At 60.6% G+C, this 17,007-nt stretch carries 11 protein-coding genes; 4 read left to right on the top strand and 7 right to left on the bottom strand.

Translation table 11 applies throughout. From position 1 onward, the window contains the following. Nucleotides 1–78 precede the first annotated feature (78 nt). Nucleotides 79–1,497 (bottom strand): glutamate synthase small subunit, encoded by a 1,419-nt coding sequence (locus ITX55_RS11610; RefSeq protein ID WP_072626927.1) that lies wholly within the window; start codon nucleotides 1,495–1,497, stop codon nucleotides 79–81. 14 nt (nucleotides 1,498–1,511) lie between these two features. Further along, a complete protein-coding gene (gltB, locus tag ITX55_RS11615) occupies nucleotides 1,512–5,972 on the bottom strand; it encodes a glutamate synthase large subunit (protein ID WP_060660210.1) in 4,461 nt (1,486 codons plus the stop codon). Nucleotides 5,973–6,663: 691 nt separating this feature from the next. Between gltB and ITX55_RS11620 the strand changes: the two genes are divergently transcribed. From ITX55_RS11620 to mtgA, 4 genes are all read left to right on the top strand, one after another. After that, nucleotides 6,664–7,602, top strand: a complete 939-nt coding sequence (locus ITX55_RS11620) for a TIGR01212 family radical SAM protein (RefSeq protein ID WP_108682054.1) — start codon at nucleotides 6,664–6,666, stop codon at nucleotides 7,600–7,602. 92 nt (nucleotides 7,603–7,694) lie between these two features. After that, a complete protein-coding gene (arcB, locus tag ITX55_RS11625; RefSeq protein ID WP_033644509.1) occupies nucleotides 7,695–10,034 on the top strand; it encodes an aerobic respiration two-component sensor histidine kinase ArcB in 2,340 nt (779 codons plus the stop codon). Nucleotides 10,035–10,271: 237 nt separating this feature from the next. Beyond that, on the top strand, nucleotides 10,272–10,925 hold the full coding sequence (gene elbB / locus ITX55_RS11630) for an isoprenoid biosynthesis glyoxalase ElbB (RefSeq protein ID WP_033644510.1): 654 nt from the start codon (nucleotides 10,272–10,274) through the stop codon (nucleotides 10,923–10,925). Beyond that, entirely contained in the window at nucleotides 10,922–11,653 is a 732-nt protein-coding gene (mtgA, locus tag ITX55_RS11635) for a monofunctional biosynthetic peptidoglycan transglycosylase (protein ID WP_108682052.1), read from the top strand. Before elbB ends, mtgA begins: the two co-directional genes overlap by 4 nt. Nucleotides 11,654–11,710: 57 nt before the next feature. Here the strand turns inward: mtgA and ITX55_RS11640 are convergent, their stop codons facing one another. The 5 genes from ITX55_RS11640 to ITX55_RS11660 form a co-directional block, all read right to left on the bottom strand. Then, nucleotides 11,711–13,273, bottom strand: a complete 1,563-nt coding sequence (locus tag ITX55_RS11640) for a S10 family peptidase (protein WP_089192280.1) — start codon at nucleotides 13,271–13,273, stop codon at nucleotides 11,711–11,713. Between the two features lie 116 nt (nucleotides 13,274–13,389). Beyond that, on the bottom strand, nucleotides 13,390–13,965 hold the full coding sequence (gene dolP / locus ITX55_RS11645; protein WP_021505102.1) for a division/outer membrane stress-associated lipid-binding lipoprotein: 576 nt from the start codon (nucleotides 13,963–13,965) through the stop codon (nucleotides 13,390–13,392). A 9-nt stretch (nucleotides 13,966–13,974) separates the two neighbouring features. Further along, complete coding sequence (diaA, locus tag ITX55_RS11650) at nucleotides 13,975–14,565, bottom strand: DnaA initiator-associating protein DiaA (protein ID WP_004937103.1); 591 nt, start codon at nucleotides 14,563–14,565, stop codon at nucleotides 13,975–13,977. A gap of 51 nt (nucleotides 14,566–14,616) precedes the next feature. Then, on the bottom strand, nucleotides 14,617–14,970 hold the full coding sequence (locus tag ITX55_RS11655; RefSeq protein ID WP_089192279.1) for a YraN family protein: 354 nt from the start codon (nucleotides 14,968–14,970) through the stop codon (nucleotides 14,617–14,619). Further along, a complete protein-coding gene (locus ITX55_RS11660; RefSeq protein ID WP_089192278.1) occupies nucleotides 14,967–16,997 on the bottom strand; it encodes a penicillin-binding protein activator in 2,031 nt (676 codons plus the stop codon). Before ITX55_RS11660 ends, ITX55_RS11655 begins: the two co-directional genes overlap by 4 nt. Between the last annotated feature and the right edge of the window lie 10 nt (nucleotides 16,998–17,007).

The raw sequence follows: 17,007 nt of genomic DNA on the forward strand, positions 1-17,007 counted from the left end.
GGGGGGAGGTTGTTACAAAGCGTGGCCGGTTAAAACAAAGGCCCGGCAATGTGCCGGGCCTTTGGCGGTACGGAAGGTTTACACTTCCAGGTAGTTCATGATGCCGTCTGCCGCTTTGCGGCCTTCGGCGATCGCCGTCACCACCAGGTCGGAGCCGCGGACCGCGTCGCCACCGGCGAAGATTTTCGGGTTGCTGGTCTGGAACGCGTTGTCGCTGCCTTCCGGCGCCACGATGCGGCCCTGTTTATCGAGCTGCACGTCGTGCGCCGCCAGCCAGTCCATGCGGTGTGGGCGGAAGCCGAACGCCATCACCACCGCGTCGGCGTCGATCACGTGCTCGGAACCCGGCACCTGCTCCGCCGCCTGGCGGCCGTTGGCATCCGGCGCACCCAACTGAGTGCGCGCCATTTTCACCCCGGCCACGCGGCCGGCGCTGTTCAGTTCGATGCTCAGCGGCTGCAGGTTGAACTGGAAGTCCACCCCTTCTTCCCGGGCGTTCTTCACTTCGCGCTTGGAGCCCGGCATGTTGGCCTCGTCGCGGCGGTAGGCGCAGGTGACCTGCGTCGCGCCCTGACGCACCGAGGTGCGCACGCAGTCCATGGCGGTATCGCCGCCGCCCAGCACCACCACCCGTTTGCCTTCCATGCTGACATAAGGCTCGTGCTGCTCGGTTTCATACCCCATCAGCTGCTTGGTGTTGGCGATCAGGAACGGCAGCGCGTCGTACACGCCCTGCGCATCCTCATTCTCCAGCCCGCCACGCATCGATTGATAGGTGCCGACGCCGAGGAACACCGCATCGTACTCGCTCAGCAAAGTCTCCATGCTGACGTCTTTGCCCACTTCGGTATTCAGCTGGAACTCGATGCCCATCTCGCTGAAGATGCCGCGGCGTTTGACCATCACTTCCTTTTCCAGCTTGAAGGCCGGGATGCCGAAGGTCAGCAGACCGCCGATCTCAGGATGACGATCATACACCACCGCCTTAACGCCGTTGCGGGTCAGCACGTCAGCGCAGGCCAGCCCGGCGGGGCCGGCACCGACGATCGCCACGCGCTTGCCGGTCGGCTGCACGTGCGACATGTCCGGCTTCCAGCCCATTTCGATGGCCTTATCGCTGATGTAACGCTCGATATTGCCGATGGTGACCGCGCCGAACTCGTCGTTCAGGGTGCAAGACCCTTCGCACAGGCGATCCTGCGGGCATACGCGGCCGCACACCTCCGGCAGGCTGTTGGTCTGATGCGCCAGGTCCGCCGCTTCCATGATGCGGCCTTCGTTGGCCAGCTTCAGCCAGTTCGGGATGTAGTTGTGCACCGGGCACTTCCACTCGCAATACGGGTTGCCGCAGGACAGACAGCGGTCCGCCTGGGCTTTGGCCTGGGTTTCCGAAAACGGTTCGTAGATCTCGACGAACTCGATTTTGCGGATCTTCAGCGGTTTCTTAGGCGGATCAACACGCTGCAGGTCGATAAATTGATAAACGTTCTGGCTCATTAATGACCTACCTCTTACTGCGCCTGCACCCGCAGCTCGGCTGCGGAACGGCTACGGTGACCCAACAGCGCTTTGACATCGCTGGACTTCGGTTTGACCAGGGCGAACTTCGGCGCCCACTCCGGCCAGTTGGCCAGGATCTCTTCCGCGCGGGAAGAGCCGGTCGCCTGCACGTGTTCGGTGATCAGGCCGCGCAGATGCTCCTCATGGATCGCCAACTGATCGACATCCAGCACTTCCACCAGCTCCGGGTTCACGCGCTTGCGAAACTCGCCGTCTTCGTCCAGCACGTAGGCGAAGCCGCCGGTCATGCCGGCGCCGAAGTTGATGCCGGTTTTACCCAGCACGCAGACGATGCCGCCGGTCATGTATTCGCAGCCGTTGTCGCCGATGCCTTCCACCACGGTGATGGCGCCGGAGTTGCGCACCGCGAAACGCTCGCCCGCGCGGCCGGCGGCGAACAGCTTGCCGCCGGTGGCGCCGTACAGGCAGGTGTTGCCGACGATGCTGGCTTCATGGCTGCGGAAGGCGGAGCCGATCGGCGGACGCACCGCGATGCTGCCGCCGGCCATGCCTTTGCCGACATAGTCGTTGGCGTCGCCGGTCAGGGTCAGCTCGACGCCGCCGGCGTTCCAGACGCCGAAGCTCTGCCCGGCGGTGCCGGAGAAGTGCGCCTTGATCGGATCGGCCGCCATGCCCTGATCGCCGTGCACGTTGGCGATAGCGCCGGACAGCATGGCGCCCACGGAGCGGTCAGTGTTGCGAATGTCGAAGTAGAAGGTTTTACCCTGTTTCGCTTCGATATGCGGCTGCGCCTGCGCCAGCAGCTCTTTGTTCAGCAGGCCCTTGTCGAACGCCGGGTTGCTGCTTTCGGTGCAGTACACCGCTTTGCCCGGATGCGGCGTGGCGGTTTTCAGCAGCGGCGACAGATCCAGCTTGTTCTGCTTGGCGGAAATGCCGTCCAGCTCGGTCAGGAACTCGGTGCGGCCGATCAGATCCACCAACTGGCTCACGCCCAGTTGCGCCATGATCTCGCGGGTTTCACGCGCGATAAACTGGAAGTAATTCGTCACGCGTTCCGGCAGGCCGTGGTAGTGATCGCGGCGCAGCTTGTCGTCCTGCGTCGCGACGCCGGTCGCGCAGTTGTTGAGGTGGCAGATGCGCAGGTATTTGCAGCCCAGCGCCACCATCGGCCCGGTGCCGAAGCCGAAGCTTTCCGCGCCCAGGATCGCCGCTTTGACGATGTCCACGCCGGTTTTCAGGCCGCCGTCCACCTGCAGGCGGATCTTGTGGCGCAGACCGTTGGCCACCAGCGCCTGCTGGGTTTCCACCAGGCCCAGTTCCCATGGGCAGCCGGCATATTTCACCGAGGACAGCGGGCTGGCGCCGGTGCCGCCGTCGTAACCGGCGATGGTGATCAGATCGGCATAGGCTTTCGCCACGCCGGTGGCGATGGTGCCGACGCCCGGCTCGGACACCAGTTTCACCGAGATCACCGCCTTCGGGTTGACCTGCTTCAGATCGAAGATCAGCTGCGCCAGATCTTCGATCGAGTAGATGTCGTGGTGCGGCGGCGGGGAGATCAGCGTCACGCCCGGCACCGAGTAACGCAGTCTGGCGATGTACGGGGTGACTTTGTCGCCCGGCAGCTGGCCACCTTCGCCCGGCTTGGCGCCTTGCGCCACCTTAATCTGGATCACGTCGGCGTTCACCAGGTAGGCCGGCGTTACGCCGAAGCGGCCGGAGGCCACCTGTTTGATGCGCGACACCTTGTTGGTGCGGTAGCGCGCCGGATCTTCGCCGCCTTCGCCGGAGTTGGAGAAGCCGCCGAGGCCGTTCATGGCGATCGCCAGTGATTCGTGCGCTTCCGGGCTCAGCGCGCCGATCGACATCGCCGCCGTGTCGAAGCGTTTGAACAGCGATTCCGCCGGTTCGACCTGATCGACCGGGATCGGTTCGCCTTTCGGCGTGATGGCCAGCAGATCGCGCAGCATGGCGACCGGCCGCTCGTTCACCAGCTTGGCGTAAGCCTGATAGTCGCTGTACTCGCCGCTGTGTACCGCTTTTTGCAGCGAGTTCACCACGTCCGGGTTGTAGGCGTGGTATTCGCCGCCGTGCACGAATTTCAGCAGGCCGCCTTGCTCCAGCGGTTTGCGTTTCAGCCAGGCGCGCTTGGAAAGGTTCTGCAGATCCTGCTGGAAATCGCTGAAGCTGGCGCCGCCAATGCGGCTGACCACGCCCTGGAAGCACAGATCCGCCAGATCGCGGTGCAGGCCGACCGCTTCGAACAGCTTGGAGCAGCGGTAAGAGGCGATGGTCGAAATGCCCATCTTGGACATGATCTTGTACAGACCTTTGTTGATGCCGTTGCGGTAGTTCAGCATCACGTCGCGGTATTTCTTGTCGATCGCCTGGCTGTCCACCAGCTTGGCCAGGGTTTCATAGGCCAGATACGGATAGATGGCGGTCGCGCCGAAGCCGAGCAGTACGGCGAAGTGGTGCGGATCGCGGGCGCTGGCGGTTTCAACGATCAGGTTGGCGTCGCAGCGCAGGCTTTTTTCCACCAGGCGGGTTTGCACGGCGCCGACTGCCATCGGAGCAGGCACCGGCAGGCGGCCGGGCGCGATGGCGCGGTCGGACAGCACCAACAGCACCGCGCCTTCGCGCACCTTACGTTCCGCTTCGTCGCACAGGGCGCGAATGGTCTGCTCCAGATCCTGCTGCTGCGGATCGAAGGTCAGATCGAGGGTCTCGGCGCGATAGTATTCGCCTTCCAGCGTGGTGAGCTGTTTGAAATCGGAGTACAGCAGGATCGGCGATTTGAAGCTCAGGCGGTGCGCCTGGCCTTCGGCTTCGCAGAACACGTTCATTTCGCGGCCGATGCTGGTGGCCAGCGACATGACGTGCGCTTCACGCAGCGGATCGATCGGCGGATTGGTGACCTGCGCGAACTGCTGGCGGAAATAGTCGTAAACGATGCGCGGCCGGCTGGAGAGCACGGCGAACGGGGTATCGTCGCCCATCGAACCGGTGGCTTCCTGGCCAATTTCGCCCAGCACGCGGATCACCTGATCCAGCTCTTCACTGCTGTAGCCGAACTGTTTCTGATAGGTTTCGAGCTGCGCGTCGTCGAGCTCGCGGCTGCCGACCTGATCGTCCGGCAGATCTTCGAACGGCACCAGGCGTTTGACGTTTTTCTCCATCCACTCTTTATACGGGTGGCGGCTTTTCAGATCGTTGTCGGTTTCCGCCGAGTGCAGGATGCGGCCGCTGCGGGTGTCGATCACCATCAGCTCGCCGGGGCCGACGCGGCCTTTTTCCACCACTTCATCCGGCTGGTAATCCCAGATGCCGACTTCGGAGGCGCAGGTGATCAGCTTGTCTTTGGTGATCACGTAGCGCGCCGGGCGCAGGCCGTTGCGATCGAGGTTACAGGCGGCGTAGCGGCCGTCGGACATCACGATGCCGGCCGGGCCGTCCCACGGCTCCATGTGCATCGAGTTGAAGTCGAAGAAGGCGCGCAGATCGCCGTCCATGTCCGGGTTGTTCTGCCAGGCCGGCGGCACCAGCAGGCGCATGGCGCGGATGAGATCCATCCCGCCCGCCAGCAGCAGCTCCAGCATGTTGTCCAGCGAACTGGAGTCGGAGCCGGTTTCGTTGACGAACGGCGCGGCGGCCTGCAGATCCGGGATCAGCGGCGTTTGGAATTTATAGGTACGGGCGCGCGCCCACTGGCGGTTGCCGGTGATGGTGTTGATTTCGCCGTTGTGCGCCAGATAGCGGAACGGCTGCGCCAGCGGCCAGCGCGGCACGGTGTTGGTGGAGAAGCGCTGGTGGAACAGGCAAATGGCCGACTCCAGGCGCAGGTCCGCCAGATCGAGATAGAAGCGCGGCAGATCCGCAGGCATGCACAGGCCTTTATAGATCGTCACTAGGTTAGAGAAGCTGCAGACGTAGAAACTGTCGTCCTGCACGCGTTTCTCGATGCGGCGACGCGCCACGAACAGGCGGCGCTCCATATCACGCGGGCGCCAGCCGGCCGGGGCGTTAACGAAGATTTGCTCGATGCGCGGCAGGGAGGAGAGGGCGATTTCACCCAGCACGTCCGGGTTGGTCGGCACTTCGCGCCAGCCGACGATCGACAGCGTTTCGTTTTGCAGCTCTTCTTCCACGATGCGGCGGCTGAGGCGCGCTTCCTCTTCATTCTGGCTGAGGAACATCATGCCGACGGCGTAGTTCTTGGCCAAACGCCAGCCGCGCTCTTCCGCCACCATGCGGAAGAAACGATCGGGTTTTTGCAGCAACAGGCCGCAGCCGTCGCCGGTCTTGCCGTCGGCGAGGATCGCGCCGCGGTGCTGCATGCGGGCCAGCGCGTGAATGGCGGTGCGCACCACCTTGTGGCTAGGTTCGCCTTCTATATGGGCGATCAGGCCGAAACCACAGTTGTCCCTCTCTTGGGATTTATCGTACAACATATCGTGAACCTCCCCAGGCTCTGCGTGACTCTCACAACCTACTGCGAGGGGGCTTCCCAATTTCAGGCAGAAGTCCAATCAGCAAGTTAACCCCGCCAATCTGCTTTTCCGCCCTCCATCAATGGCCTCTCGTGACGGTCTCACAAGTGGTATAGGACTTGTTTTAAGAGGGAGTCTTCAATTACTGCATAAATATGACGAGACGTTTGCCCGTCCAGAAAGCTTCCAGCGGACTTCCAACTTAGCGAGAAAGAATTCGCAGGTCAAATGTGGGCTTAAGATAGATTCTTATCGAATTAATGATGTTTATTTATTTGATAAATAAGTAATTTAATGCATTTTTGCACTATCGTGGGGCAACGCCGATCCCTGCAGAAGTGTGAGCTGTCTCACTATAGTGCAACCTCTTAATCTCTGCACCATGCTAGTGCGGGGGGTAATGCCAGAATTTTATTCTATAAGATATTGCTTAGCTGATGTTTATGACTATTTTTCACCGTGTTGTCATATTGCCGTTAACGGTTGCGTGACGATTAGAATAATTCATCAGAATTAGAGTGAATTGATTTGCGTTTATGATGAATAGTTATGCCTGATGGCGCCTTGCGGGGAAAGCGTTGATCTCTGTCATCGCGGGAAAAACCGTTTCTTATTAGCATCGCGGCTTTGAACACAGAGAACCACCAAGATTATGCAGTTGCCGCAATTAGTCAATATGTTTGGCGCGGATCTCCAGCGCCGCTATGGCGAAAAGATCCATAAACTCACGCTGCACGGCGGATTCAGCTGCCCTAACCGCGACGGCACGTTGGGGCGCGGCGGCTGTACGTTCTGCAATGTCGCCTCGTTCGCCGATGAAGCGATGCAACGCCAGAGCATTACCGAACAGCTGGCGCAGCAGGCCGCGCGGGCCGATCGGGCGCGGCGCTATCTGGCCTATTTCCAGGCCTATACCAGCACCTATGCGGAGGTTGAACGGCTGGAGACGATGTATCGGCAGGCGTTGGCGCAGAGCGCCATGGTCGGCCTGTGCGTCGGCACCCGGCCGGACTGCGTGCCGCCCGCCGCGCTGGATCTGCTGACGGGATACCGCGAGCAAGGCTATGAAGTGTGGCTGGAGCTGGGGTTGCAGACGGCGCACGATAAAACGCTGAAGCGCATCAACCGCGGCCATGATTTTCGCTGTTATCAGCAGACTGCGCGACTGGCCCGGCAGCGCGGGCTGAAGGTGTGCTGCCATCTGATCGTCGGGCTGCCGGGAGAAACTCAGCGCGATCATCTGCTCACGCTGCAGCGGGTGACGGAGACCGGCGTGGATGGCATCAAACTGCATCCGCTGCACGTCGTCACCGGCAGTACCCTGGCGCGGGCGTGGCATGCCGGGCGGTTGCCCGAACTGGCGTTGGAGGACTACGCCGCCAGCGCCGGGGAGATGGTCCGCCATACACCGGGCGGGGTGGTGTACCACCGTCTTTCCGCCAGCGCCCGTCGGCCGACGCTGCTGGCGCCGCTGTGGTGCGAAAACCGCTGGAGCGGCATGCAGGCGGTCGGTGCTTATCTGCAGCAATACGGCGGGCAGGGCAGCGCGCTGGATGAAAAGCGGCGCTACCGCCCCGGAATGCCGCTCTGAAGTGCAATCTTTGCCACACTTCGGCGTTTGCCGCCTTATCTCATCGCGGTTTTACGGTATGATTCAAAAGATTGTGTCTGATGGGAGCCGCTATGAAGCAAATCCGGGTGTTGGCCCAGTACTACGTTGATTTAATGGTGAAACTGGGGTTGGTGCGCTTCTCGCTGCTGCTGGCCTCGGCGCTGGTGGTGCTGGCGATGGTGGTGCAGATGGCGGTGACCATGCTGCTGCGCGGCGAAGTGGAAAGCATCGACGTGGTGCGTTCAATCTTCTTCGGTCTGTTGATCACCCCGTGGGCGGTCTACTTTCTCTCGGTGGTAGTGGAACAGCTGGAAGAGTCGCGCCAACGGCTGGCGCGGCTGGTGGACAAGCTGGAAGAGATGCGCCACCGCGATCTGGAGCTTAATCAGCAGCTCAAAGACAATATCAGCCAGCTGAATCAGGAGATCGCCGACCGTATCAAAGCGGAAGAAGAGCGCCTGCAGGTGATGGAAAAGCTGACGGAAGAGATGGAGCAGCGCGAGCAGGCGCAGATTGAGCTGGGCCAGCAATCGGCGCTGCTGCGTTCCTTCCTCGATGCCTCGCCGGATTTGGTCTACTACCGCAACGAAGACAAAGAGTTTTCCGGCTGTAACCGCGCGATGGAACTGCTGACCGGCAAGAGCGAGAAACAGCTGATCGGCCTGACGCCGTTCGACGTCTACGGCCAGGAGATCGCCGAAAAGGTCATTGAGACCGACGAGAAGGTGTTCCGCCACAACGTTTCGCTGACCTACGAACAATGGCTGGTGTATCCCGACGGCCGCAAGGCCTGTTTCGAGCTGCGCAAGGTCCCGTTTTACGACCGGGTGGGCAAACGCCACGGGCTGATGGGCTTCGGCCGCGATATTACCGAGCGTAAGCGCTACCAGGACGCGCTGGAGAACGCCAGCAGGGAGAAGACCACCTTTATCTCCACGATCAGCCACGAGCTGCGTACGCCGCTTAACGGCATCGTCGGCCTGAGCCGCATTTTGCTTGATACCGAGCTGAACGACGAGCAACTGAAATACCTGAAGACCATTCACGTCAGCGCCATCACCCTCGGCAATATCTTCAACGACATTATCGAAATGGACAAGCTCGAGCGGCGCAAGGTGCAGCTCGACAACCAGCCGGTGGACTTCACCGGTTTCCTGGCGGATCTGGAGAACCTCTCGGGCCTGCTGGCGCAGCCGAAAGGGCTGCAGTTCATCATGGAGCCGCAGACGCCGCTGCCGCAGCAGATCGTGACCGACGGCACGCGCCTGCGGCAGATCTTGTGGAATCTGATCGGCAACGCGGTGAAATTTACCCAGCAGGGGCAAATTGTGGTGCGCGTGCGGCGCGAGGCGCAGGAGAAGCTGGTGTTCGAAGTGGAAGACTCGGGCATGGGCATCCCGCAGGACGAGCAGGACAAGATCTTCGCCATGTATTATCAGGTGAAAGATCAGCGCGGCGGCCGTCCGGCCACCGGCACCGGCATCGGGCTGGCGGTCTCCAAACGGCTGGCGCAGAGCATGGGCGGCGACATTACCGTGCGCAGCGAACAAGGGCACGGTTCTTGCTTCACTTTGACCATCAAGGCGCCGGCGGTGCAGGAAGCCGTCAGCGCGGCGCCGGAGGAAGAGGAGCTGCCGTTGCCGGCGCTGCACATCCTGCTGGTGGAAGATATCGAACTGAACGTGATCGTGGCGCGCTCGGTGCTGGAGAAGCTGGGCAACAGCGTCGAGGTGGCGATGAACGGCCATGACGCGCTGGCGATGTTCGATCCGGACGAGTTCGATCTGGTGCTGCTGGACATCCAACTGCCGGACATGACCGGGTTGGATATCGCCCGGGCGCTGCGCGAGCGTTACGCCGGACAGGCGCTGCCGCCGTTGGTGGCTCTGACCGCCAACGTGCTGAAAGACAAAAAAGAGTATCTCGAGGCGGGCATGGACGATGTGCTGAGCAAGCCGCTGTCGGTGCCGGCGCTGACCAAGGTCATCAAACACTATTGGGATCATCAACCTTCTCACACTTCTAAGAAAACGGAGCACAAGGCGATGCAGATTAATGAGTCGTTACTCGATACCGCGATGCTGGAGCAGTACATGGACCTGGTTGGCCCGCAGTTGATCCATCAAAGTCTGGAGATGTTCGAACAGATGATGCCGGGTTATCTGGCGGTGCTGGATTCCAACATGACGGCGCGCGATCAGAAAGGCATCACCGAGGAAGGGCACAAGATCAAGGGCGCCGCCGGTTCGGTCGGCCTGCGTCACCTGCAGCAGTTGGCGCAACAGATTCAAACGCCGACGCTGCCGGCTTGGTGGGATAACGTGCAGGACTGGGTAGATGAGCTGAAGCAAGAGTGGCGCAACGACGTGCAGGTACTGCGGGCTTGGGTAGAGAACGCTGAAAAAAAATGACCCCGACGTGAGCCGGGGTGCGCGAATATTGCGCCAACACCAGGGAAATTGTGAACCTGCGTATTGGTTTCAGTGTTCTGGTCGAGCAGGTTGTAGCGAATTCCTAAACATCATACAGCCAACAACATAGCAAATGTAAGCGCTCTTGTTAGAAGATTCATTAAAATGTGTGATGTAGATTAGTGTTTGTCAACTCCGAGCACGAACCAGTTGACAGCAGCGACAGGAGGAAGAGTGATGAAAAAGGTGGGTGTAGTCCTCAGCGGCAGCGGCGTTTATGACGGTACGGAGATCCACGAAGCGGTGCTGACGCTGCTGGCGCTGGACCGTGCCGGCGCGCAGGCGGTGTGTTTTGCGCCTGATAAACCGCAACGCCATGTTATTAATCACTTATCTGGTGAAGAGATGGCGGAATCGCGCAACGTCCTGATTGAATCGGCGCGCATTGCCCGCGGCGCAGTGCAGCCGTTGGCGCTGGCCGAGGCCGCGCAGCTGGATGCGCTGATTGTGCCCGGCGGCTTTGGCGCCGCCAAGAATCTCAGCAATTTCGCCGAGGCCGGCGCGGAATGTTGGGTCGATGAAGCGTTGGCACGTCTGACGCGCGAGATGCATAAGGCCAACAAACCAATTGGCCTGATGTGCATCGCACCGGCGCTGTTGCCGAAGCTGCTCGATCAACAAGCGCGGCTGACCATTGGCAACGATCCCGACCTGGGAGAAGTGATTGACGCCATGGGCGGCGAGCCGGTGATTTGCCCGGTGGACGACATCGTGGTGGACAGCGAGCACAAGATCGTGACCACGCCAGCCTATATGCTGGCGCCGTCGATCGCGCAGGCGGCCGTCGGCATCGATAAACTGGTGGCGCGGGTGCTGGAACTGGCTGAATGAGTAAATCGGTCGGCGGATGGCGGCGGCTGCGTCCGTGGTATTGGCTGAAACGCGGCGTCATCGCGATTATCGGCCTGTGGGTGTTGGGCATTGTGGCCTTCGCCTTCCTGCCGGTGCCGTTTTCCGCCGTGATGGTGGAGCGGCAGGTCGGCGCCTGGCTGAGCGGCGACTTCGGCTACGTCGCTCATTCGGACTGGGTGTCGATGGACGACATTTCGCCGCAGATGGCGCTGGCGGTGATGGCGGCGGAAGATCAGAAGTTTCCAGACCATTGGGGCTTCGATGTGGCGGCCATTGAAAAGGCGCTCAGTCACAACGAGAAGCGCCCGACGCGCATTCGCGGCGCGTCCACGCTGTCGCAGCAGACCGCCAAGAACCTGTTTTTGTGGGATGGCCGCAGCTGGCTGCGCAAAGGATTGGAGGCCGGGCTGACGTCGGGCATCGAGCTGGTGTGGACCAAGCGGCGTATTCTGACGGTGTATCTGAACATCGTGGAGTTCGGCGACGGGGTGTTCGGCGTGGAAGAGGCTTCACAGCGCTTTTTCCATAAGCCGGCCAAGCGCCTGACCGCGGCCGAAGCGGCGCTGCTGGCGGCGGTATTGCCGAATCCGCATCGCTTCAGGGCCGATGCGCCGTCCGGTTATGTGGCGCAGCGACAGCAGTGGATTATGCGCCAAATGCGCCAGTTGGGTGGGGAAGGTTTCCTGAAAGAGAACAAGCTGGATTAACCAAGCGATACCCTGCTTTCGGGCAAGGTATCCCTCTCTTCGGTGGCTAATGCCGCATCAGGGCTTTTCGCTGATAAATGCAGTTAAATCCGCGTGCATCTTTTTAAGCGATAGTTCATCCACGTACGGCATATGCCCGGTGTCATACCAATAGAAACGGATATTGTCGCGTAATTTGGGCGACACGGGCAGATGGCTCATCTCATATTTGGCGACGAAGTAAGGGGTGGCCAGGTCGTAAACCCCGCCAATCACCATCACTCTCATTGTCGGAGTCATTTTCATCACTCGCGACAGGTTCGGCAACACGTTAAATGATCTGTCCCGGCTGTTGCTGGACATGTTCCAGTCATAGACCTCATTGGAAAATGCGCGATAGTTTTGGTCGGCGCTAAAATGCAGCGTTTTGCCAAGATAATCGTGGAATTGCGCGACGTAGGCGGAAGTAATTGCACTGACGTTGGGATCGTAGTTGGACGTTTCAGCGATATTATCCAGCGACGGCCCACGATAGCGGGTATCGATTCTGCCAATGGTCTCGTCTTGGCTGCGCAACAGTTGCTTGGCGAAGACCGGTCCACTCAGGCGCAAATTGGCCTTGAGCCAATAATCGGCCGGAATGCCGGTAAATTGGTAAAGCTGCTCGGCGAGCGTTTGGCGATCTTTTTCAGGCAGATTGGTACCTTGCAGCAAGGCTGGGGCATAAGTCCCCAGCGCAAACTGCTCGGCCTGGTCTAACAGGGTTTTCAGGCTCTGGTGTTTGCCCGGCAGCCGCTGGTGGTACCATGCGCTGGCTGCGTAGGTTGGGAGCGCCAGATAGTAAGGTTGATCGACGCCGGGGTTTTGATTGGGATCGTCGACGTTATTGTCGTAGTTCAGAAACTGCGACATCAGGATAATACCGTTAAGATCGATATTCTGATTTTTTAGCGTCTCGGCCAATACCACCGAGCGGGTAGTGCCGTAGCTTTCACCCAATAAATATTTAGGTGAGTTCCAGCGTTGGTAATGCGTTAAAAACTGAACGATAAATTGAGAAAAAGCCTGAGCATCACCGTTGACGCCATAGACGTTGCTGGCACTCTGTGCTTTTTGCTGCGCTCTCTCCGGCTGGCTGGCGGCACTGCTGGAAAAGCGGCTGTAACCCGTTCCGGGGGCATCGATAAACACCAGATCGCTGACGTTGAGCAGACTGTATTGGTTATCGGTGAGTTGGTAAGGCGCCAGCTGTGTTTTCTCTGGCTGAGTAGCGATAACCCGTTTAGGCCCCAGCGCCCCCATATGCAGCCACAGCGAGGCGGAGCCCGGCCCGCCGTTGTAGATAAAGGTAATCGGCCTGCTTTCGTTCTTATTCTCATTCTTTTTGAAATACGCAACATAGAACATGCCGGTCACGGGATCTTCCGGATCCTCTTTACTCAATTCCAGCACCCCGGTTTGCGCCTGATAATTGATTTTTACCTGGTCGACCGTGATCGCGCCTTGAGTAGCAACGGTTTGACCGGTCATCGGGGGCGGGGCATGTTCGGCGCGGGGCGTATCCTGAGTGGGATTGGCGGCGGAAACTCCGGCGGTGAATAAAGAAACGGCAGTGAGAAAACCGATTAAAATTCTGTCCATTTGAATTTTATCCGTAATGAAGTGAGAGATTACTTTAAACGCGGCTCATTAAACCAGGGTAAAACAGCGGGAAGCGTACAGAAAAGCGGCAAGGGGAAGCCCCCTTGCCTGAAGGATCATTTCACATAGGTAAAGGCGGTGGTGACGTGCTTCACGCCGCTGACCTGGCTGGCGATCTGCGCCGCCGACTGCCCTTCCTGCTGTGTGACCAGGCCCAGCAAGAACACTTCGCCGTTTTCGGTGGTGACTTTCACGTTGGACGATTTCACCGTATCGCTGGTCAACAGCTGCGAACGCACTTTGGTGGTGATCCAGGTGTCGGAGGACGCGGTGCTCAGGCTGACCGGCGTGCCCTGACGGATTTCGTTATACACTTCGGTCGTGCCTTCCACGCCCATGGCGATCTGCTTGGCGCGCGCGGTGAGATCGGCGTTAGGCGACTGGCCGGTCAACAGCACCTTGCCCTGATAGGCGGTGGCGACCACCCGGGCCTCTTTCTTCAACTGCTGGTCTTTGCTCAGGGCGCTTTCTACCCTGGCTTCCAGCGTGCCGTCATCCACCTGGGTCCCTACGCTGCGCGGGTCGGTGGCGGTTTTGGTGGCGACGGCCGCACTGCCGACGACGACGCCGGCGATACAGCCTTGCAACAGCAGGGCGCTGGACAGCACTGCAAATGTGGCTTTTAGCTTCATCTCAGTTCCTTAATCGTCCTGGTGGGGGAATAACGTATTGTCTATCAGGTCGCACAGGCAGTTTACGGTCAGCATATGCATTTCCTGAATGCGCGAACTGCGGTGCGACGGGATGCGGATCTCGACATCCTGTTGGCCGAGCAACCCGGCCAGCTCGCCGCCGTCGTAACCGGTGAGCGCGACGATGGTCATATCGCGCGTGACGGCCGCCTCGACCGCTTTCACAATATCACGGCTGTTGCCGCGGGTGGAAATCGCCAGCAGCACGTCGCCGGTGTGCCCGAGCGCGCGCACCTGCTTGGCGTACACTTCGTCGTGCAGGCGATCGTTGCTGATCGCGGTCAGCACCACGTTGTCGGCGTTGAGGGCGATGGCCGGCAGGCTGGGGCGCTCGGTTTCAAAACGGTTGATCATGCTGGCGGCGAAGTGCTGTGCGTTGGCCGCCGAGGTGCCGTTGCCGCAGCACAGGATTTTGTTGCCGTTGAGTAAGGATTGAACCAGCGTCATCGCAGCGCGGGAAATGGCGTCAGGTAACGCTTCCGCCGCCGCGATCTGGGTTTGGATGCTTTCGGTAAAACAGACTTTAATTCTATCCAGCACGTTGTATTAATCCACTAAGTCAAAGGGCCGGTCTGCGCCGCAAAACCCCAATTAATCCGCATTGAAGGCGTTGGGTATCCATTCTAACTGGCTACCGGTAATGGCCAAAACATCAAAACGGCAAGATGATGTGTCAAAACTGGCGCCGCGCCCCGCCAGCCAGACGGCGGCGGCGTGCAGCAACCGCTGTTGTTTGCGAGAGGTAACGCTGGCGGCCGCGCCGCCGAAGGCGTCGTTGCGGCGGTAGCGCACTTCGACGAACACCCAGGTGGCGCCGTCGCGCATGATGAGGTCGAGCTCGCCGCCGCGCACCGCAACGTTGGCGGCGCAGAAGGTGAGCCCGGCGCGTTCCAGATGACGGCGGGCCAGTAACTCATAGCCCGCCCCGGCGGCGCGTGGGTTCAAGAGACCGGCACGACCGTACCCTGACGATATTGCAGCCAAGGCAGCTTGCGGTTGATCACGCAGTTCGGCGACGCGCTCAGCGTGCCGGTGGTGCCGGAAACCTGGAAGCCCGGCAGCTGGCGCATTTCAGCAAAGTGGTTGGCCAATGTCCAGGCATCCATCCCCATCGCATACAGGCGCACCAGCGAGTAATCGTTGCGGAAACGCGCGCTGGCTTGCTGCAACAGCTGAGGGTTTGAGCCCGCCAGCAGAGGGATATCGCTGAACTGCAGACCTTCCATTTCCAGACGGAAGTCCGGGCCGGCGCCGGCCTGGTAGCTGCGCGAGCTGGCGTACATCGCCGGTTTGCCGCGCGAGCTGGTGGCCATGTCGATCATCGGTTTGATCAGCGTCAGCTGGGACTGGGTAGCGACGATATACACCGCGTCGACGCTGCCGCCGGTAGCGGCGGGCACGTCGCTCGGCGGCGCCGGAATGGTCAGCCCGGCGATGGTCACGCTCTGCGGCGCCGGGGCGCTCGACATCGGCGTGCCGGTCATGCGGATGCCGCCGCTGTTCACCATCTGGCGCAGTTCACCGGCGGAGCCGATGTCCTGACGCAGCACGGTTTGTCCGCCTTGCTTCTGCCATTCCTGGTTAAAGGCCTTGGCGACGCGATCGCCGAAGGCGCCGCGCGGCACCAGCAGCAGCGGTTGACGTTTCTGTTGTTCCCAGATGTGGCGGGCGGCGTCGCGCGCTTCATCTTCCGGCGACAGGGCGAAGTAACAGATGTTCAGATTGTCCTTCGGCGTTTCGGGCTGGTTGAGCGCCAGCACGTTCAGCGTGGTGGTGCTGGCGGACAGCTGATCGACGTTCTCTTTCAGCAGCGGCCCGACCACCAGAGTGGCGCCATCCTGCTGCGCCTGGCTCAGCAAGGCGGCCAGCGGCTGGCTGGTGGTGTCGTACACTTTGACCTGCGCATTAGCGGCCTGCAGCGGCGTTATCGGCGCGCTGGACGGCGCAGCGGGTTGCGCGGCGGTCACGGCCGGCTGGCTCTCTTGCGCCGAAGGGCTGACCGCGCCGTTGGCGTTGATATCACCGGCAGCGGCCGGCGCCGTTTGGGCCGGCGCGCCGGCCGGTTGCGCGGCTTGAGGCTGCGGCGCCGGCAGGGAACCGCCGTTTTTCGCCGCTTCGAACCCTTGCTGGATGGCGTCGGCGAACACTTTCGCCTGGCCGTTCAACGGCAGCAGCAGGGCGATTTTCGAGGTGGAGGCCTGGGTGAAGTTCAGCACCTGATTCAGGCGAGCCGGCAGCGTTTTGGCCGCCGGGTTCTTCGGATAACGGTTCTGCCAGTCTTTGATGCCGGCCTTCAACAGATCGGGATCCTGCTTGTTGTCCTGATAGACGCGCAGCAGATCCAGCCAGCCTTGCAGCACGTTCTCGTCGGCGTTGATCACCAGGCTGTTCATCTCCTGCGGCGTCAGCTGCAGCAGGGCCTGCCAGGTTTGATCCAGATTGTCCTGGTGCGCCTTGCCGGTCAGCAACGGCTCCTGGGCGATATAGGCGCGGATCAGCGGCAGCGATGCTTTGCCCTGGTTGGCGGCGATCTGCGCCTGGTAGTAACGCACCTTTTGATTCGGCGACAGCGCACCGCTGTCCAGGTGGCCCAGCGTGCTGCGGGCGCTGACGTAGCTCTTGTTGGCGATCTGCAGTTCGGCGGTCAGCAACTGGCGTTCGGTCTGCTGTGCGCCGCTGAGGTTTTTCGGCAGCTGATTCAACTGGTCGCCGGCCTGCGGCAGTTTTCCTTCACGCAGCAAGGCGCGAATAGCAAGTAATTGCCAGTCAGCCTTGTTATCATCGCTGCTTTGCTGCAACTGCTGCAGGTAGTAATCGGAGCTGGCGCTCGCTTCGTCCTGTATATTGGCGGGCGGCGTTTGCGGGGCCCGACTCGGACAGCCTGCCAGGAAAAGGGCGGCCGCGATGACTGCGGTAAGTCGGACAGGCTTGGAACGCCCTGCTTTGGTACGAACGAATGTTGAGGAAAGCATACTGTATCCA

The organism is Serratia sp. EWG9 (genome assembly GCF_019913725.1).
Taxonomy (GTDB): domain Bacteria; phylum Pseudomonadota; class Gammaproteobacteria; order Enterobacterales; family Enterobacteriaceae; genus Serratia; species Serratia ureilytica.